Raw genomic sequence first — 17091 nt, forward strand, 5'->3', positions numbered from 1 at the left:
AAAATTCCGCATCCGCGCTTACGGCTTGTAGATGCGGTCGAAGAAGCCGCCGTCGGAGAAATGCTCGGCCTGTGCCTTCTTCCAGCCGCCGAATGCGGCGGCGATGGTCACTTGCCGCACCGGCGGAAACTGCGCCAGCAGCTGCGCGGGCACGCCAGCGGGCTGCGATGGCCGGTAGAAGTTGCGCGCGGCGATCAATTGCCCCTGCGGCGAATACAGGTAGCGCAGATAGGCTTCCGCCAGCTTGCGGGTGCCGTGCCGGTCCACGTTCCTGTCCACCCACGCCACCGGCGGTTCGGCCTTGATGCTGATCGACGGCGCGACGACCTCGAACCTGCCGCGCAATTTCGGATCCTTGAGGGTCAACAGCGCCTCGTTCTCCCACGCGATCAGCACGTCGCCGATGCCGCGCTCGACGAAGGTGGTGGTCGCGCCGCGCGCGCCGGTGTCCAGCACCGGCACGTTCTTGAACAGCCGGGTCATGTACGCCATGACCTTGCCGCCGTCGCGGTATTCGCGCGACGCCCAGGTCCACGCCGCCAGGTAATTCCAGCGCGCGCCGCCCGAGGTCTTGGGATTGGGCGTGATGACGCCGACGCCAGGCTTCGCCAGGTCGCCCCAGTCCTTGATGCCCTTCGGGTTGCCCTTGCGCACCAGGAACACGATGGTCGAGGTGTAAGGCGCGCTGTTGTGCGGCAACCGCGACTGCCAGTTGGCGGGCAGCAGCTTGCCCTTCTCCGCCAGCGCATCGATGTCCGCCGCCAGCGCCAGGGTGACGATGTCGGCCTCCAGCCCGTCGATGACCGCGCGCGCCTGCTTGCCGGAGCCCCCATGCGAAGCGCGCAGGGTCACGGTTTCGCCGGTCTGCCGCTTCCATTCGGCGGCGAAGGATGCATTGAAGTCGGCGTACAGCTCGCGGGTCGGATCGTAGGAAACGTTGAGCAGTTCCTTGTCCTTCACCGAGGCGGCGGACGAAACCGACAGCGCGGCCAGCAGGCCGAGCAGGACACTTCCGAACGCCGTGCGGGGGGTGATGTTCATGCGTGCATTCTCACTGTTCGAAGGAGTCGCTTCGATAGCGATCGTTCAGGGGTCGATAACCGATGCATCAGAAGGCCAGTTGCGCGCGGGTGAAAAACACACGTTCATCCGGGCGATCGGTGCCGGTGGCCGCGCCGCCGTCGAAGATCGTCTCGACGTAATTTGCCGCCAGCTTGAAATTGCGGTTGAGGTACCAGTTGAGGGCGATGCCCCAACTGCTTGCCGCGCGCGCCGCCGTCGGGCTGGCGAACAACGGGAACGCGTGCTCGTCGATGGCCAGCCTGCCGTAACGGGCAGTCAGCTCCAGCGCGCCCCAGCCGTCCTGGCCGATGGCAAACGGCGAAGACGGCTGCTGCACGCCGCGGAAACTCGCATCCTCGCCGCTCACCACCCAGCCCGCGACGATCTGCCAGGCGCGGTGTTCCAGGGTAGCGCGCGTGCCCGCACCGGTGCCGCTGGCGACGCGCACGTCCTGCGCGCTGCCGATCCATTCGCCCAGCAGCCCGAACGGCCCGCGGTACCAGTAGCCCTGCACGGTCCTGCGCAGGCGCTGGCCGTCGGCAACGATATTGCTTGCATAGCCGAAGAACTGTTCCTGCCCCGGTGTGCGATAGCGCGGCAGAGCGTTGCTGCCGCTGCCGGAGGTATCGCCGACGCTGGCGGCGACACCCAGCCCCAGCGTGCCCGGATCGCCGCCGGCTTGCTTGAACGGCTCCCAGAACAGCCGGCCAACGTATTCGAATTCGCCGTCGGGATTGGCAGTGGCTGCGTCGCGCCCGTCGACCGCGCCGTTGAACGCGCCAATGCCGTAGCTGAGCGCGCCGCCCAGCAGGTCGCCCTGCAACTGCACGCCGAGGTCGCGGCCCGGCGCGAGTTCGGACGGCAGCCCCAACTCCACCTGCGCGGTGGCGGCGCTGGACTGCAGGCGCTCCAGCCCCAGCGGCGGCTTGGCCTTGCCGACGCGCAGGGTGGCACGCGGGTCGAAGCGCAGGTCGACGTAGGCGTCGTTGAGGGTGACGCTGTCGCCGGCGAACTGCGGATTGATGCGGAACGCCACCAGCTTGCCCCAGCTGCCTTCGAGGGTCGGCTCGACCCGGCGCAGCAGGAAGCCATCGTTGTGCGAGCCCCTGCCACTGAAGAAGCGGCCGTCGGCCTGCACCAGCACGCGCAGCTTCAGCTCCACCGCGCCATCGGCGGATTTGATCGACACGCCCTTGGCGCTGGCGGCCACCACCGGCGCGGACGCCGCTTTCGCTTCGGCCGCCTCGTCCTGCAATTCGAGTTTGCGTTCGATGATGCGCAAGCGTTGGTCAAGATTCGCGCCCTCGGTCGCTTCGCCCGGCACGATGCCGAGCCGCTGCTCCAGTGCAGCGATGCGCGCCAGAAGATCGTTGCCGGTGGGCTCGCCGGCGTGCGCCACCGGCATGGCGGCGACAAGGGCGAGGGCAAGCGCGCTCAGGCGGGCGCGCGGGAGCCGGGACCGCACCGGCGGAGGTTGGAACCACAAGAACGAGGACGGCATGGCTTCGAATCCTGCATGGAAGAGGGAAGGCATGCCTCCGGTTGTCCGGTCGGCACGGGAGGACGACGCGCTCAGCGTGCGTCGTGTTGGGGCTGGTCGAACCGGACTTTCTCGCTGCGGGTGATCTGCACGATGCGGGACTGGTGGACGACGACCTCGACCGTCCCGTAGGCGGTGTCGCGGATGGCACGCAGGACTGCCGCCTCCGGCGGTGATGCCTGCGCGCACATCGGCGTGGATTCGGGCGGTTGCTGCATGGCGGGACTCCGGTCAGTGGCGCATCCATGCTTCGTGGCGCGCGCGCTGCGTGAGCGCGGCGAGACTGCGGTGATCGAGCACGCCGCACAGCGCCTGCCGGGTTTCCCACATCAGCGCGCGCACCGCGCAGTTGTCGGGATCGGCGCAGTCCGCGCACGGTTCGTAGGCGGTCATGCTGGCGCAGCGCACCGGTGCCAACGGGCCGTCGATGGCACGGATCAGGTCGCCGACCATCACCTCACCCGCCGGCTTCGCCAGCGCATGCCCGCCTTGCGCGCCGCGCCGGCTGTCGACGAAGCCCGCGCGCCGCAGGTCGACCAGGATCGCCTCGAGGAACTTGACCGGGATATTGGCGCGCGCGGCGATCACGTGCGCCTGCAAACGCTCGCCGTCGGGCAGCGCCGCCAGTGCGCACATCGCGCGGAGTCCGTATTTGGCCTTGTTCGTCAACATTTCCTATCTTTTTTATAGGAACAGATCCCGGGCTGTCAACGGGCGTTCCGGCGATGGCCCCATGCCGTGCCGGCATCTGCCGCATCGGTCCTTGTGCGCCCGGCGCATCGCCAGCATCAGCGAAGGAGGTGCCAACCCGCCACAACCGCAACCGGTGCCGCAGAGGATGGCCGCGGGTGCGGGTGCGGGTATCGTCGCCTCCGGGGCGATGCGCTGAACGGCACGCAAACGCCGGACGCCGTCGGCATTGCCGATACCGCAGCGGCAGGCGCAAGTTGGTGGCGGGCATCGACCGGGCCTTGACCCCGTTTCCCGCGCCCGGCCGTTGCATGGATCACCCACCCGCAAGGAGGTTGCCATGGTTCACGCGCACGCTGCCCCACGCCCCGCCGGTTTCGTCCTGCACGCTCCCGCCGCCCGGCCGGATGTCACCCGCATCCTCACCCTGAGCAGCACCATGACCTTCAACCTGCTGGTGTTCGGCCTGTTGATGCTGCCGATGTCGGTACCGCTGCCGGACACTTCGCCGCCCGCACGCAACCCGGAGGTCCGCCAGATCCCGCGCCCGCCGCAGGTGGTGGAGATCGTCACCCAACCGTTGCCGCCGCGCCCGCCGCAGGCCAGCACGCCCGCCGTGCCGCACCCGCCGGTCGCCCCGGTGACGGCCACCCGCACGGAGGCCACCACCGCCACCAGCACTACCGCCGTGGAAACGCACTCTGACACCGTCATCCCGACCACCGACCTCACCCCGCCGGGCAATCCCGCCCCCACCCCCATGCAGCTGGCCTACCGCGCCGCACCGGCCCCCGCGTATCCACGCGCGGCCTTGCAGCGCGGATTGACGGGCACGGTGCTGCTGCAAGTGCTGGTGGATGAGAACGGCCACCCGCTGGACGTGCGCGTGGCCCGCAGCAGCGGCTACCGTGAACTGGACGAAGCGGCGCGCCTGCAAGTGCTCAAGCGCTGGAGCTTCCAGCCGGCCACCGAGGCCGGGCGCGCGGTGCAGGCGATCGGGCTGGTGCCGATCGAGTTCAACTTGCGCCACTGACGGCGCGCAACCGCAACGCCGCACGCACTGCGCCGCGCCGGACATTCCCGACGTGGCGCAGCGCAGGCGCGTCGCGCCTCAGCGCCGTGCCACCGGCCTGGGCTGCGCCACGGCCACCTGCGGGCGGGCCACCGCTGCCGGACGGGCGGCCACCGCGCCACCCAGGCTGATGCGATCGCGGTTCTTTTCCACCGTCTTCAGGCCCACGCCCTTGACGCCGACCAATTGCTCGGCGCTGCGGAAGGCACCGTGCGCCTTGCGGTAATCGACGATGGCCTGGGCCTTGGCCGGACCGATGTTGAGCAGCACCCGGTCGAGGGTGGCGGCATCGGCGGTATTGATGTTGACGGTTTCCCCGGCGATGGCGGCACCGGCCAGCGCGAAGGTCAGGACGAGCGAGGCCAGCAGGGTGTTCAGGCATTTCATGACAGGCTCCTTGGAGGTGAGTTGATCCGGTGACGCGGCTTGCGAACCGGCAGTGACAGGTTCGCCTCATCCACGCTTCGACGGGATCGGTGGGCACCGCACCCAAGGCCACGGGTTCGCCCCGCCGGCGGGTAGGAAAACCCCGCCAGCGGCCCGGATCGCATCGCAGCCCATGTCTGCATAACCGCGCATCCTTTCCCCGGCGGCCACGCAGTCCCTAGCCTGCGACGGCATCTTCCAGCCATTGCCGCCATGTCGCATCTTCCTGCCAGCCCATTGCCAACGCCCCTGACCGGCCCGCAGGCGCACCTGCTCACGCAATTTGCCGCCACCGCAGACCACGGTGCCTTGCTGTGGGCCTCCGGCTATCTGGCCGGCATCGCGCGTGCACCACTGCCGACGGAGCTGGCGCTGGCCACGGCCAGTGCCGCACCTGCCAGCGTGCGCCCGGCCACCATCATCTTCGGCAGCCAGACCGGCAATGCCAAGCGCGCGGCCGATGCCCTGCACGCGCAACTGGAAGCCGCCGGCCTGCCCGCGCGCCTGTTGCGCGCCGATGCTTACGCCACCCGCGAACTGGCCCACGAAACCGTGTTGTTCGTGGTCATCAGCACCCAGGGGGAAGGCGATCCGCCGGACGACGCGATCGGCTTCACCGAATTCCTGCTGGGCAAACGCGCACCGAAACTCCCGCAACTCAAGTACGCGGTGCTGGGGCTGGGCGATGCGTCCTACGCCGATTTCTGCGGCATCGCGCGCAAGCTGGATGCGCGGCTGGCCGAACTGGGCGGCACGCGCGTGCAGGCGCTGGGCGAGGCGGACCTGGACATCGACAGCGTGGCCGCGCCGTGGCGCGAACAAGCGCTTGCGCACGCCAGGACGCTGCTGAAGCCGGCATCCGCCCCGCATCTGGCCACGGTCACGCCGTTGCGCCCGCACGCCGCCCCGGCGTGGACGCACGAACATCCGTTCATCGCCAGCGTGTTGGCCAATCAACGCATCACCGGACGCGAGTTCAAGGGCACCGGGTTCCGGCGTTACGCTTTGGTGGACAAGGACGTTCGCCACCTGGAAGTGTCCCTGGAAGGCAGCGGCCTGCAGTACGAACCCGGCGATGCGCTGGGCATCGTGCATCGCAATCCCGCCACCGTGGTGGACGCCGTGCTGGACGCCACGCAGCTGGCGGGCGACGCGGCGGTCACGTTCGGCGGCCAGACCCTGCCGCTGGCGCAATGGCTGTCGGATCACCGCGAATTGACCCGGCTGGCCAGACCCGTGCTGGCGGCGCTGGCCGAGCGCGCGAACGCGCGCGAACTGGCGCAGCTGCTGGAACCCGGCAACAGCGGGCTGGCCCCGTTGCTGGGCGACCACCAGCTGATCGACGCGCTGCGCCGCTGGCCCGCCGCATGGGACGCGCAGGCGCTGGTGGCCGCGTTGCGCCCGCAGGCGCGCCGCCTGTATTCCATCGCCTCCAGCCGCAAGCGGGTGGGCGAGGAAGCCCATCTCACGCTCGACGTGCTGCGCTACCAGGCGCACGGCCATGACCACATCGGTGCCGCCAGCGGTTTCCTGTCGGCACTGGAAGAAGAGGCGGCGCTGCCGGTCTACATCGAGCCCAACGAACGCTTCCGCGTGCCGGCCGATGCCAGCCGCGACATCATCATGGTCGGCCCCGGCACCGGCGTGGCGCCCTTCCGAGGCTTCGTGCAGGAGCGTTCCGAAACCGGCGGCACCGGCCGCAATTGGCTGTTTTTCGGCGCCCGTCACTTCAATACCGAATTCCTCTACCAGACCGAGTGGCAGGAGGCGCTGGCCAAGGGCGAACTGCACCGGCTGGACCTTGCCTTCTCGCGCGACCAGGCCCAGCGCATCCACGTGCAGCAGCGCCTGCGCGAGCAGGGCCGCGCCGTCTTCGACTGGCTGCAAGGCGGCGCGCACCTGTACGTCTGCGGTGCGATCCAGATGGGCAAGGACGTGCATGCCGCACTGCTGGACATCGTCGCCGCGCACAACGGCGGCGATGCCGAGGCGGCAGCGGACTATCTGTCTGGCCTGCAGCGGGAGGGGCGCTATGCGCGGGATGTTTACTGACATGGCATTCCGAATGCCCGCACCCGTTCATGCCCGCCGCTCCCGCGAAGGCGGGAACCCATGGACGTGGCCCTGCTGTCGCCGCGAAAAGCAACGTCCCTGGACCCCCGCTTTCGCGGGGACGACAGCACAGAACAAGCCGATGAGACCACGCCCATGAGCCACCCTTCCGTCGAAAAAATCAAACTCGAAAGCCGTCGACTGCGCGGCACCCTGGTGGAGGGCTTGCATGACGCCAGCACCGGCTCACTGAACTTCGAAGACCAGCGCACCATCAAGTTCCACGGTAGCTACCAGCAGGACGACCGCGACCTGCGCGACGAACGCCGCCGGCAGAAGCTCGAACCCGCGCACCAGTTCATGATCCGCATCCGCGCGCCGGGCGGCGTGTTCACGCCAAAACAATGGCTGGGAATGGATGCCATCGCCACCACGTATGCCAATCATTCGCTGCGCGTGACCACCCGGCAGACTTTCCAGATCCATGGCGTGGTCAAGCGCGACCTGAAGCAGACGATGCAGGCGATCAACGCCGCCACCCTCGACACCATTTCCGCCTGCGGCGACGTCAACCGCAACGTGCTTGGGGCCAGCAACCCGCAGCGCTCACGGCTGCACGCACAGGTGCACGACTGGGCGCAGCGGCTGTCCGCGCGCTTCAAGCCGGCCACCCGCGCCTATTACGAAGTGTGGCTGGACGAGGAAAAAGTGGCGGAAAGCGGCGTCGAACACGAGCCGCTGTATGGCGATGCCTACCTGCCGCGCAAGTTCAAGATCGCCATTGCGGTGCCGCCGGACAATGACGTGGACGTGTTCGCCAACGACCTGGCGCTGATCGCGATCGTCGATGCGCACGGCGCGCTGGCAGGCTTCAACGTCGGCATCGGCGGCAGCATGGGCGCCAGCCATGGGATCAAAGCGCACTACCCGCGGGTGGCCAACGTGATCGGTTTCGTGACGCCAGGGCAGGTCTTCGCGATTGCCGAAGCCGCGATCAGCGTGCAGCGCGACCTGGGCGATCGCGAGGACCGCAAGCACGCGCGCTTCAAGTACACCATCGACGACCACGGCGTGGAAAAGATCGTGGCGCTGATGCAGGAGCGCGCCGGCTTCACCCTGCAACCCGCGCGCGCCTACCGCTTCGAACACAACGGCGACCGCTTCGGCTGGGTGGAAGGCGAGGACGGGCTGTGGCACCTGACCCTGTCGCTGCCGTCCGGCCGCATCGCCGATTTCGAGGATGGCCGCCCACTGCTGACCGGCCTGCGCGAGATCGCAAAAATCCACACGGGCGAATTCCGCCTGACCTGCAACCAGAACGTGATCGTCGCCGGGGTGCCAGCCGGCGCGCGCGCGCAGATCGACGCGCTGGTGGCGCAGTACGCGCTGGACGTGGAAAACCACGCGCCCAGCGCACTCGCGCGCAGCGCGGTGGCCTGCGTCGCCCTGCCCACCTGCGCGCTGGCGATGGCCGAAGCCGAACGCTACCTGCCCACGTTCCTGCGGGTGGTGCAGCCGCTGCTGGACAGACACGGCCTGCGCGAACAACCCATCGTGCTGCGCATTTCCGGCTGCCCCAACGGCTGCTCGCGGCCCTACCTGGCCGAGATCGCGCTGGTCGGCAAGGCGCCGGGGCGCTACAGCCTGTTTCTTGGCGGCGACCACCGCGGCACCCGCCTCAACACGCTGTACCGCGACAACATCGGCGAAGCGCAGATCGTCGAGGCGCTGGACCCGCTGCTGGGCCGCTACGCCGGCGAACGCGAACCCGGCGAACACTTCGGCGACTTCCTGCATCGCGTCGGCATCGTCGCGCTGCCGCCCTATCCCACCCACGTCCGCGTCGATCCGGCGGAAGCCGGTTGAACCCGTCTCACCACGACCTGCCCCGATGAGCCCACTTCACCCACACACGGTTTCCGTGGCTGCGCTGGCCGACATCAACGACCAGCTGGCAAGCCTGTCCGCCCCGCAGCGCATCGCCTGGGCGCTGCAACACCTGCCCGGCACGCATGCCCTGTCCACCAGCTTCGGAGTGCAGTCGGCGGTGACGCTGCACCTGTATGCCGGCATCCGGCCAGGCATCCCGGTCATCATGATCGATACCGGCTACCTGTTCCCGGAAACCTACCGCTATGCCGACCAGCTGACCGACCTGCTGGCCCTGAACCTGAAGGTGTTCCACCCGGGCATCGGCAATGCGTGGATGGAAGCCAGGCTGGGAAAACTGTGGGAAGCCGGCAGCGACGGCATCGCCCGCTACAACCAGTTGCGCAAGGTGGAACCGATGCAGCGCGCGCTGCGCGAGCTGGAGGTGCGCTGCTGGCACGCCGGCCTGCGCCGCGAGCAGGCGGCCACGCGCAAGGACATCGCCTTCCTCGAGCTCAAGGATGGGCGCTTCAAGTTCCATCCGATCGCCGACTGGTCGGACCTCGACATCGGCAGCTACATCCTCATGCACGACCTGCCCGAACACCCCCTGCTGCGCCAGGGCTACGTCTCGGTGGGCGACGTGCACACCACCCGCCCGTTGCAACCGGGCATGGATCCGGGCCAGACCCGCTTCTTCGGCCTGCGCCGCGAGTGCGGGCTGCACTTCGACCTGTGAAGGCGGGCCGCGTCAGTCCTGTGCCTGCCAGCGCGGTGGCTGCGGCCAACTGGGCAACTGGTTGCCTTCGAGGATGCGGCGCAGATCCTGGCGGTCGATCTGCGGTGCCAGGCCTTGCAGCAACTCCAGTGCGTATTCGCGCAGCACGCGGCCGCGCGGCACGATCGCCCAGGTGATGCACTCGGGCAATTCCGGCGGTGCCGGCACCACCCGCAAGTCATCGTCCTCGCGTACGTTCACCGCCATTTCCGCCAGCAGGCCCGCACCCAGGCCGGTGCGGACATAGGTCTTGATGAGGTTGGCATCACGCGCGGTCATCGCGATCTGCGGGGTGACGCCGGCGGCGGCGAACGCGCGCTGCAACGACGACTCCGGCAGCGTCGACGACTCGTAGGAAATCAGCGGATAGCGCGCCAGTTCGACCAGCGACGGCGCGCGCCCCAGATTCGCCAGGGGATGCGTCTTCTGCACCAGCAACACCCGCTGCCAGCGGAACAGCGGCACGCTCATGCCGTTGGCGGCGGGCTCGCTGCCCGCCGTGCTGATCAAGCCGAAATCGGCTTCGGCCAGTTTTTCCAGCACCTCGGCATCGCCCGCCGCGAACAGGTCCACGCTGACCTGCGGGTAACGCCGGGTCAACGTGGCGATGACGCTCGGCAACACGTAGCGCGCCTGCGTATGGGTGGTGGCCAGCAGCAGGCGGCCACGGAATTCACCGCGCTCGTTGGCAGCGTAGCTGCGGATGTTGGCGGCCTCGGCGAGGATCCGCCGCGCGTGCTCGATCACCTTCACCCCCGCCGGTGCCACGCCTTCCAGGCTGCGCCCGCGCCGCAGGAACAACTGGAAGCCCAGCTCATCCTCCAGCTGCTTGAGCTGCTTGGACAATCCGGGCTGGGTGGCATGCACTTTTTCCGCCGCCTGGGTGATGTTGAACCCGGAATCGGCAATGGCGACGAGGTAGCGGAGCTGGGTCAGGGTCATGGTGGCGGCACTCGTTATATCGCTATATCTGCATATAGCGATGAAGTATACAGGCTGGTGAGCGCATTTCCTCGCAAGGCTTATGCTTTTGCGGCATAAGCAGACATCCTGCCACCATTTCCCCCCGCCGGTCACGCCGCCTAGCGTGTCGGCATGCAAAACGCTGCTGCCCATGCCCTGTTCCCGCTGTTCCTCGACCTGCGCGGCCGCCGCGTGCTGGTGGTGGGCGGCGGCAGCGTGGCCGCACGCAAAGTCCCCGCGTTGCTGGAAGCCGGTGCCGAGGTGGTCGTGGGTGCGCCCGCCCTGGGCGAGGCGCTGGCCGCACTGGTGCAGCAGGGCCGGATCCAGCACCGGGCCGGCACGTTCACCCCGGGATGGCTGGATGCCGCGTGGCTGGTCATCGCCGCCACCAACGATGCACCCGTCAATCGCGCCATCGCGGCCGCGGCACAGGCACGGCGCATCTTCATCAACGTGGTGGACGATGCCGACCTCGCCAGCGCCCAGCTGCCGGCACGCGTGCAGCGCGGCCCGTTGCAGGTCGCGATCTCCAGCGGCGGCGCCTCTCCCATGCTGGCGCGGCATCTGCGCGAACAACTGGAAGCCCGCTTCGATGCCTCGTTGGGGTCACTGGCGCAACTCCTGGCCGAGCTGCGCACGCGCATCCGCAACCAACTGGCCGACCTGGGCCAGCGCCGCGCCTTCTTCGAACGGGTGCTGGCCGGCCCGGCGCAAGCCTTGCTGCGGCGCGGCGAGGCGCAAGCCGCACGGCATGCCATCGAAGCCGAGCTGCACGCCACCCCGCCGCCACGTACTGGCCGCGTCGCGCTGGTCGGTGCCGGCCCCGGCGACCCCGGCCTGCTGACCCTGCGCGCGCTGCGCCTGCTCAACGAGGCCGACGTGATCCTGCACGACCGGCTGGTGAGCGCGGACGTGCTGGCGCTGGCGCGCCGCGATGCGCTGCGCATCGACGTGGGCAAGCGCGTGGGTGGCGACCATGACGCCACCCAGCAGCGCATCCACGCCCTGCTGCTCGAACACGCCCGTGCCGGCCACCACGTGGTGCGGCTGAAGGGCGGCGATGCGTTCGTGTTCGGACGTGGCGGCGAAGAACTCGAAGCGCTGCGCGAGGCCGGCATCGACTATGAAGTGGTGCCCGGCATCACCGCCGCCACCGCTTGCGCGGCCTATGCCGGCATCCCGCTGACCCATCGCGAACACGCGCAATCCGTGCACCTGCTCACCGCGCAGGCCAAAGGCGGCGACGCCGACCACGACTGGCGCGCGCTGGCGAAACCCCACCAGACGCTGGTGTTCTACATGGGCGTGCAGGGGCTGGCGCAACTGCGTGACAGGCTCATCACCCACGGACGCGCAAGCTCCACTCCGGTGGCGCTGGTGGAAAACGGCAGTCACCCGCAGCAGCGGGTGATCGCCGGCACGCTGGCGCAGCTGCCGGAATTGGCGACTGCGCATGGCGTGCGCGCACCGGCCCTGCTGGTGGTGGGCGAGGTGGCGGCACTGGCCGCCCGCCTGCACTGGTTCGGGCCGCCGCCCCTCACGCTGGCCGACGCCCGATGTCCGGGCGCTGCCCTCGCCCACGCCGCCTGATCTCCCCGCCGCATTCCAAGGATCCATCGCAATGACCATCTACAACAGCATCACCGACGCCATCGGCAACACCCCCGTCATCAAGCTCAACCGGTTGGCCCCCAGCCACGCCACCGTCTACGTCAAGGCGGAATCGTTCAACCCCGGTGGCTCGGTCAAGGACCGGCTGGCGCTGGGCATCGTCCTCGACGCCGAGCGCCGCGGCGTGCTCAAGCCCGGCGACACCATTGTGGAAGCCACCTCCGGCAACACCGGCATCGCGCTGGCGATGATCGCCGCCGCGCGTGGCTACAAGTTCGTGGCGGTGATGACCGAAACCTTCTCGATCGAACGCCGCAAGGCCATGCGGGCCTACGGGGCCAAGGTCATCCTGACCCCCGCCGCCGCTCGCGGCACCGGCATGGTGCAGAAGGCCAGGGAGCTGGCGGAAAAACACGGCTGGTTCTGGGCCAGCCAGTTCACCAACCCGGCCAACCCGGCCTACCACCGCCAGACCACCGCGACGGAAATCCTGCGCGACTTCGCCGGCAAGCGGCTGGACGTCTTCGTCAGCGGCTGGGGCAGCGGCGGCACCCTGACCGGCGTGGGCGAGGTGCTCAAGCTGGCACGCCCGGACACCCGCATCATCGGCACCGAGCCGGCCGGCGCGGCGCTGCTGAAGGGCGACGAATGGAAGCCGCACAAGATCCAGGGCTGGACTCCGGATTTCGTGCCGGCGGTGATCAACCGCAATGCGTATGACGAACTGCGCACGGTCACCGACGAAGACGCCATCGCCACGGCGCGCCGGCTGGCCACCGAGGAAGGCATCTTCGTCGGCATCTCCGCCGGCGCCACCGCCGCCACTGCGCTGGCGCTGGCGCAGGACGCGCCGGAAGGCAGCGTGCTGCTGGCGATGCTGCCGGACACCGGCGAGCGCTATTTCTCCAGCCCGCTGTTCGCCGACATCAACGAGGGCAGCGACGACGAGTGGCTGGCCAGCCTGGGCTGAGCCAGCCGCACGCCGCAGCGCACGTACCCTCCCGCGATGCGGGAGGGCTCTCATTACAAGCCCCGCCTAGCCCCAGCCGCCTTCCTGCGGGCGCTGCCTGCAGCGAAATCAAGGAGGAGGCATTGGCCCCTGGCCAATGCCGGAGGACATTCGCGGAGGGCAGTGCCCGCAGGAAGGCGGCCGTGAGAAAACGTGGCCGCACACACCATCACGACCGCCCGTACACATCCTCGTAGCGGACGATGTCGTCCTCGCCCAGATAGTCGCCGGACTGCACCTCGATCAGCTCCAGCATCTCGCTGCCGGGATTCTCCAGCCGGTGCTTGGCGCCGATCGGGATATAGGTGCTCTGGTTGGCGAACAGCTCGAACACGTCGTTGTCGCGGGTCACCCGCGCGGTGCCGCGCACCACCACCCAATGCTCGGCGCGGCGCTCGTGCGACTGCAGCGACAGCCTAGCGCCCGGCTTGACCTTGATCCGCTTGACCTGGAACCCGTCGGCCATGTCGATGGAGTCGTAGCTGCCCCACGGCCGATGCACCTCGCGATGCAGCACCGCCTGCGAGCGCTGCCCGGCCTTCAGCCGCGCCACTACGTCCTTGACCTGCTGCACTTTGTCCTTGCGCGCCACCAGCACCGCGTCATCGGTTTCCACCACCACCAGATCGTCCACGCCCACCAACGCCACCAGCCGCCGCGCGTAGGCGTAGCTGTTGCGGCTGTCGATGGACACCACGTCGCCGTGGTGCGCGTTGCCGTCGGCGTCCTGCTCGCTCACCTCCCACAGCGCCGACCACGAACCGACATCGTTCCAGCCGATGTCCACCGGCAGCACGCAGGCGGCATCGGTCTTCTCCATCACCGCATAGTCGATGGAATCCGACGGACAGGCGGCGAACGCGGCCTTGTCCAGGCGGATGAAATCGCCATCGCGTGCGGCCGTATCGAACGCCGCACGCACCGCCGCCACGATGTCGGGGCGGAAGCGCTGCAACTCATCGAGGTAACGCGAGGCCCGCAGCAGGAACATGCCGCTGTTCCAGTAATAGCCGCCGTCGTCCAGGTAGCGCTGCGCGGTGGCGGCATCGGGCTTCTCGACGAAGCGCAGCACCTTGCGCACGCCATCACCGGGCGCCGCCTGGATGTAGCCGAAGCCGGTTTCCGGCGCGTCCGGCACGACCCCGAAGGTCACCAGCGCGCCCGCCTCGGCTGCCGGCATCGCTTGCCGCACGGCGGCACGGAAGGCCTCGCCATCGCGTACCACGTGGTCGGACGGCAGCACCAGCAGCAGCGGATCATCATCGCCGGCCAGCGCCTGCAGCGCCGCCGCCGCGATCGCCGGCGCGGTGTTGCGGCCCAGCGGCTCCAGCACGATGGCCGGGGTGGGGGCACCGATCTGGCGCAACTGTTCGGCGACCAGAAAACGATGATCTTCGCCAGCCACAACGATCGGCGCAGCATCGGCAATGGCCGCCACCCGCTGCCAGGTGGCCTGCAGCATGGTGGCGTCGCCCGCCAGCGGCAGGAACTGCTTGGGATAGGCCTCGCGCGAGAGCGGCCACAGGCGGGTACCGGAGCCGCCGGACAACAACACGGGCTGCAACGTCGCCATACCTGCCTCGCTGGAATCGAAGCGGCAGTTTACCCTTTGCACATGAGCAGCCCTGCAACCGACGACCGCGCCATCCTCCGCCTGCACTGGGCCCGCCACGCGCTGGGAAATGCCGATGCGGGGCTTGAACGGGCCTCCACCGACGCCGGCTTCCGCAGCTACTGGCGCAGCGTGGGCGCCACGCCGTCGCGGATCGTGATGGACTCGCCGCCGGACCGGGAAGACGTGCGCCCGTGGCTGCGCATCCGCGACCTGCTGGACGCCGGTGGCGTGCGCGTGCCGCAGGTGCTGGCGCGCGATGTCGACGCCGGCTTCCTGCTGCTGGAAGACCTCGGCGGCCCGACCGTGGCGCAGCTGATCAACGACACCAACGCCGATGCGCACATGGACGCCGCGATCACCCAGCTGCTGCGGCTGCAGTCGCTGGCGCTGCCGGCGGATGTCCCGGTGTTCGGCGAAGCCCTGCTGCAACGCGATGCCGGGCTGTTCGAGGACTGGTTCATCCGCCGCCACCTCGGCGTCGAGCTGGGCTGCGGCGACAGCGAGCGGCTGGAGCTGGTGCAGCACCGTCTGATGGACAACGCGCTGGCGCAGCCGCGCGTGCCGACGCATCGCGACTACATGCCGCGCAACCTGATGCCCGTCGAAGGCGGCCCGGCGGTGCTGGATTTCCAGGACCTGGTGCTGGGCCCGATCGCCTATGACCCCATCAGCCTGCTGCGCGACGCTTTCCTCAGCTGGCCGGAGCCGCGCGTCGACGGCTGGCTGCACCGCTACCACGCGCGCGCCGCCGAGGCGGGCCTGCCGGTGCCGGCGCTGGAGGTCTTCCTGCGCGACGCCGACTGGTGCGGCGTGCAGCGGCACCTCAAGATCCTCGGCATCTTCGCCCGCCTGCACCATCGCGACGGCAAGCCGCGCTACATCAAGGACGCGCCGCGCTTCCTCGGCTACCTCGACGCGGTGGTGCCGAAGTACCGCCAGCTCGATCCGCTGCGCGAGCTGCTGGAGCACACCATCAAGCCCGCGTTCGCAAGGATTTCGACATGAAGGCGCTGATCTTTGCCGCCGGCCTCGGCGAGCGCATGCGTCCGCTCACCGACATCACGCCGAAGCCGCTGCTGCGCGTCGGCGGCAAGCCACTGATCGAATGGCATCTGGAGAAGCTGGCGGCGCTGGGCACCCGCGACGTCATCGTCAACACCTCGTGGCTGGCAGATCAGTTCCCCGCAGCGCTGGGCGATGGCACGCGCTGGGGCCTGCGCATCCACTTCGCCTTCGAAGGCGATACCCCGCTGGAAACCGGCGGCGGCATGTGGAACGCACTGCCGCTGCTGGGCGAGGCGCCCTTCCTGCTGGTCAATGGCGACGTGTGGGCGGACGTCGATTTCGCCGCTCTGCCGAGCGAGCCGCGCGGACTGGCGCATCTGCTGATGGTGGATCGGCCGCCGCAGGCGACCCACGGTGATTTCGCGCTCGACGCCGACGGCTGCGTGCGCGCCGAGGGCGACCCCAAACTGACCTATGCCGGGATCGGCGTCTATCGCCCGCAGTTGCTGGACGGCTGGCGGGACGTGATCCACGCACCGCTGCTCGCCAACGGCAAACCGAAGTTCCCGCTGGCACCGCTGCTGCGCGCGCACATGGCCAGCGGCGCGATCACCGGCGAACACCATCGCGGGCGCTGGACCGATGTGGGCACGCCGGAGCGCTTGCAGCGGCTGGACGCGGAACTGCGCAGCTAACCCGGATCGGCTTCCAGTACCTGCCGCAAAAACGGCACGGTCAGCCGGCGCTGCGCGGCCAGCGAGGCGCGGTCCAGCCGTTCGAAGATCGCGGTCAGGCTGCCCAGGTCGCGGCTGGCCCGGCGCAGCAGCCACTCCAGCGCAGCCTCGTCGAACTCCAGCCCGCGTGCGGCGGCACGCTGGCGCAGCAGCTCGGCGCGGCCGCCATCGTCCAGCACCGGCAGCGCCCAGCGCGCGCATTGCGCCAGCCGCGAACGCAGGTCCGGCAGCACCAGCGGCAGCGCGTCCGGTACGGCGGAGGCGGCATACAGCAGGCCGCGCCCCGCATCGTGCAGGCGGTTGTGCAGGTCGAACAGCGCCACTTCGTCGTCGCGGTTGCCGGCGATGGCGTCCACGTCGTCCAGCGCCAGCAACCCGGCCAGTTCCAGCCCGTCCACCGCCGCTTGCACGCGCCCGCGCAGGCCGCGCAGCGACAGGTAGGCAGCCGGCCGGCCGGTTGCCTGGGCTTCCGCACAGCTGGCCAGCAACAAATGGGTCTTGCCGGTGGCGTGCACGCCGTGCAGATACACGCCACTGCGTGCGCGCGCCTGCGCCAGCGTGCGCAACTGCGCCAGCAATCCCGCCGGTGCCTGCACATAGCGGTTGAAACGCTGGTCCGGTGGCGCTCGCAGCGCCAGCGGCAGCTGCGGCCCGAGGCTGCTCAT

Annotated in this window: 16 protein-coding genes; 8 read left to right on the forward strand and 8 right to left on the reverse strand. The window is 69.2% G+C overall.

The window, feature by feature from the left end:
* Nucleotides 1–18: 18 nt before the first annotated feature.
* From ACE3OK_RS00510 to ACE3OK_RS00525, 4 genes are all read right to left on the reverse strand, one after another.
* Nucleotides 19–1041 (reverse strand): sulfate ABC transporter substrate-binding protein, encoded by a 1023-nt coding sequence (locus tag ACE3OK_RS00510; protein WP_374247553.1) that lies wholly within the window; start codon nucleotides 1039–1041, stop codon nucleotides 19–21.
* Nucleotides 1042–1108: 67 nt separating this feature from the next.
* Nucleotides 1109–2527 carry an OprO/OprP family phosphate-selective porin gene (locus tag ACE3OK_RS00515; protein WP_374247554.1) on the reverse strand — a complete coding sequence of 473 codons (1419 nt, stop codon included), beginning with the start codon at nucleotides 2525–2527 and terminating at the stop codon, nucleotides 1109–1111.
* Between the two features lie 107 nt (nucleotides 2528–2634).
* Nucleotides 2635–2820: a DUF2292 domain-containing protein gene (locus tag ACE3OK_RS00520; protein ID WP_374247555.1), complete on the reverse strand. Its 186-nt coding sequence runs from the start codon at nucleotides 2818–2820 to the stop codon at nucleotides 2635–2637.
* Nucleotides 2821–2833: 13 nt separating this feature from the next.
* Nucleotides 2834–3274, reverse strand: coding sequence for an Rrf2 family transcriptional regulator (locus tag ACE3OK_RS00525; RefSeq protein ID WP_374247556.1), 441 nt, complete (start codon nucleotides 3272–3274; stop codon nucleotides 2834–2836).
* Between the two features lie 358 nt (nucleotides 3275–3632).
* Here ACE3OK_RS00525 and ACE3OK_RS00530 point away from each other — a divergent pair, with 358 nt between their 5' ends.
* Nucleotides 3633–4325 carry an energy transducer TonB gene (locus tag ACE3OK_RS00530; RefSeq protein ID WP_374247557.1) on the forward strand — a complete coding sequence of 231 codons (693 nt, stop codon included), beginning with the start codon at nucleotides 3633–3635 and terminating at the stop codon, nucleotides 4323–4325.
* Between the two features lie 78 nt (nucleotides 4326–4403).
* Here ACE3OK_RS00530 and ACE3OK_RS00535 read toward each other — a convergent pair whose 3' ends face one another.
* Nucleotides 4404–4751 carry a ComEA family DNA-binding protein gene (locus ACE3OK_RS00535; protein ID WP_374247558.1) on the reverse strand — a complete coding sequence of 116 codons (348 nt, stop codon included), beginning with the start codon at nucleotides 4749–4751 and terminating at the stop codon, nucleotides 4404–4406.
* 252 nt (nucleotides 4752–5003) lie between these two features.
* Here ACE3OK_RS00535 and ACE3OK_RS00540 point away from each other — a divergent pair, with 252 nt between their 5' ends.
* The 3 genes from ACE3OK_RS00540 to ACE3OK_RS00550 are packed head-to-tail and all read left to right on the forward strand — an operon-like array spanning nucleotide 5004 to nucleotide 9450.
* A complete protein-coding gene (locus ACE3OK_RS00540; protein ID WP_374247559.1) occupies nucleotides 5004–6842 on the forward strand; it encodes an assimilatory sulfite reductase (NADPH) flavoprotein subunit in 1839 nt (612 codons plus the stop codon).
* Nucleotides 6843–6902: 60 nt separating this feature from the next.
* A complete protein-coding gene (gene cysI, locus ACE3OK_RS00545) occupies nucleotides 6903–8708 on the forward strand; it encodes an assimilatory sulfite reductase (NADPH) hemoprotein subunit (protein ID WP_374247560.1) in 1806 nt (601 codons plus the stop codon).
* Between the two features lie 25 nt (nucleotides 8709–8733).
* On the forward strand, nucleotides 8734–9450 hold the full coding sequence (locus ACE3OK_RS00550) for a phosphoadenylyl-sulfate reductase (protein WP_374247561.1): 717 nt from the start codon (nucleotides 8734–8736) through the stop codon (nucleotides 9448–9450).
* 12 nt (nucleotides 9451–9462) lie between these two features.
* On the opposite strand, the gene ACE3OK_RS00555 is transcribed toward ACE3OK_RS00550, so the two are convergent.
* On the reverse strand, nucleotides 9463–10431 hold the full coding sequence (locus ACE3OK_RS00555; RefSeq protein WP_374247562.1) for a LysR substrate-binding domain-containing protein: 969 nt from the start codon (nucleotides 10429–10431) through the stop codon (nucleotides 9463–9465).
* Between the two features lie 153 nt (nucleotides 10432–10584).
* Here ACE3OK_RS00555 and cysG point away from each other — a divergent pair, with 153 nt between their 5' ends.
* On the forward strand, nucleotides 10585–12042 hold the full coding sequence (cysG, locus tag ACE3OK_RS00560; RefSeq protein ID WP_374247563.1) for a siroheme synthase CysG: 1458 nt from the start codon (nucleotides 10585–10587) through the stop codon (nucleotides 12040–12042).
* A gap of 31 nt (nucleotides 12043–12073) precedes the next feature.
* A complete protein-coding gene (gene cysK, locus ACE3OK_RS00565) occupies nucleotides 12074–13033 on the forward strand; it encodes a cysteine synthase A (RefSeq protein ID WP_374247564.1) in 960 nt (319 codons plus the stop codon).
* 208 nt (nucleotides 13034–13241) lie between these two features.
* Here the strand turns inward: cysK and ACE3OK_RS00570 are convergent, their stop codons facing one another.
* Nucleotides 13242–14645 (reverse strand): mannose-1-phosphate guanylyltransferase/mannose-6-phosphate isomerase, encoded by a 1404-nt coding sequence (locus ACE3OK_RS00570; protein ID WP_374247565.1) that lies wholly within the window; start codon nucleotides 14643–14645, stop codon nucleotides 13242–13244.
* A gap of 42 nt (nucleotides 14646–14687) precedes the next feature.
* Between ACE3OK_RS00570 and ACE3OK_RS00575 the strand changes: the two genes are divergently transcribed.
* Both ACE3OK_RS00575 and murU read left to right on the forward strand, forming a co-directional pair.
* The gene (locus ACE3OK_RS00575; protein ID WP_374247566.1) at nucleotides 14688–15692 is read left to right on the forward strand and encodes an aminoglycoside phosphotransferase family protein; all 1005 of its coding nucleotides are present in this window, start codon (nucleotides 14688–14690) and stop codon (nucleotides 15690–15692) included.
* The gene (gene murU, locus ACE3OK_RS00580; RefSeq protein ID WP_374247567.1) at nucleotides 15689–16387 is read left to right on the forward strand and encodes an N-acetylmuramate alpha-1-phosphate uridylyltransferase MurU; all 699 of its coding nucleotides are present in this window, start codon (nucleotides 15689–15691) and stop codon (nucleotides 16385–16387) included. The genes ACE3OK_RS00575 and murU overlap by 4 nt, the downstream gene beginning before the upstream one ends.
* On the opposite strand, the gene hda is transcribed toward murU, so the two are convergent.
* Nucleotides 16384–17091, reverse strand: coding sequence for a DnaA regulatory inactivator Hda (hda, locus tag ACE3OK_RS00585; protein ID WP_374247568.1), 708 nt, complete (start codon nucleotides 17089–17091; stop codon nucleotides 16384–16386). The genes murU and hda overlap by 4 nt on opposite strands.

Origin of the sequence: Thermomonas sp., assembly GCF_041905325.1 — a bacterium.
GTDB lineage: Bacteria > Pseudomonadota > Gammaproteobacteria > Xanthomonadales > Xanthomonadaceae > Thermomonas.

Excerpts from the sequence above, each read along its gene's own strand:
- ACE3OK_RS00555 (WP_374247562.1), bottom strand. The coding sequence starts at position 10,431 with ATGACCCTGACCCAGCTCCGCTACCTCGTCGCCATTGCCGATTCCGGG.
- ACE3OK_RS00525 (WP_374247556.1), bottom strand. The coding sequence starts at position 3,274 with ATGTTGACGAACAAGGCCAAATACGGACTCCGCGCGATGTGCGCACTG.
- ACE3OK_RS00575 (WP_374247566.1), top strand. The coding sequence starts at position 14,688 with ATGAGCAGCCCTGCAACCGACGACCGCGCCATCCTCCGCCTGCACTGG.
- hda (WP_374247568.1), bottom strand. The coding sequence starts at position 17,091 with ATGAGCAGCCTCGGGCCGCAGCTGCCGCTGGCGCTGCGAGCGCCACCG.
- ACE3OK_RS00535 (WP_374247558.1), bottom strand. The coding sequence starts at position 4,751 with ATGAAATGCCTGAACACCCTGCTGGCCTCGCTCGTCCTGACCTTCGCG.
- cysG (WP_374247563.1), top strand. The coding sequence starts at position 10,585 with ATGCAAAACGCTGCTGCCCATGCCCTGTTCCCGCTGTTCCTCGACCTG.
- cysK (WP_374247564.1), top strand. The coding sequence starts at position 12,074 with ATGACCATCTACAACAGCATCACCGACGCCATCGGCAACACCCCCGTC.
- ACE3OK_RS00520 (WP_374247555.1), bottom strand. The coding sequence starts at position 2,820 with ATGCAGCAACCGCCCGAATCCACGCCGATGTGCGCGCAGGCATCACCG.
- ACE3OK_RS00530 (WP_374247557.1), top strand. The coding sequence starts at position 3,633 with ATGGTTCACGCGCACGCTGCCCCACGCCCCGCCGGTTTCGTCCTGCAC.
- ACE3OK_RS00570 (WP_374247565.1), bottom strand. The coding sequence starts at position 14,645 with ATGGCGACGTTGCAGCCCGTGTTGTTGTCCGGCGGCTCCGGTACCCGC.
- cysI (WP_374247560.1), top strand. The coding sequence starts at position 6,903 with ATGGACGTGGCCCTGCTGTCGCCGCGAAAAGCAACGTCCCTGGACCCC.
- murU (WP_374247567.1), top strand. The coding sequence starts at position 15,689 with ATGAAGGCGCTGATCTTTGCCGCCGGCCTCGGCGAGCGCATGCGTCCG.
- ACE3OK_RS00540 (WP_374247559.1), top strand. The coding sequence starts at position 5,004 with ATGTCGCATCTTCCTGCCAGCCCATTGCCAACGCCCCTGACCGGCCCG.
- ACE3OK_RS00510 (WP_374247553.1), bottom strand. The coding sequence starts at position 1,041 with ATGAACATCACCCCCCGCACGGCGTTCGGAAGTGTCCTGCTCGGCCTG.
- ACE3OK_RS00550 (WP_374247561.1), top strand. The coding sequence starts at position 8,734 with ATGAGCCCACTTCACCCACACACGGTTTCCGTGGCTGCGCTGGCCGAC.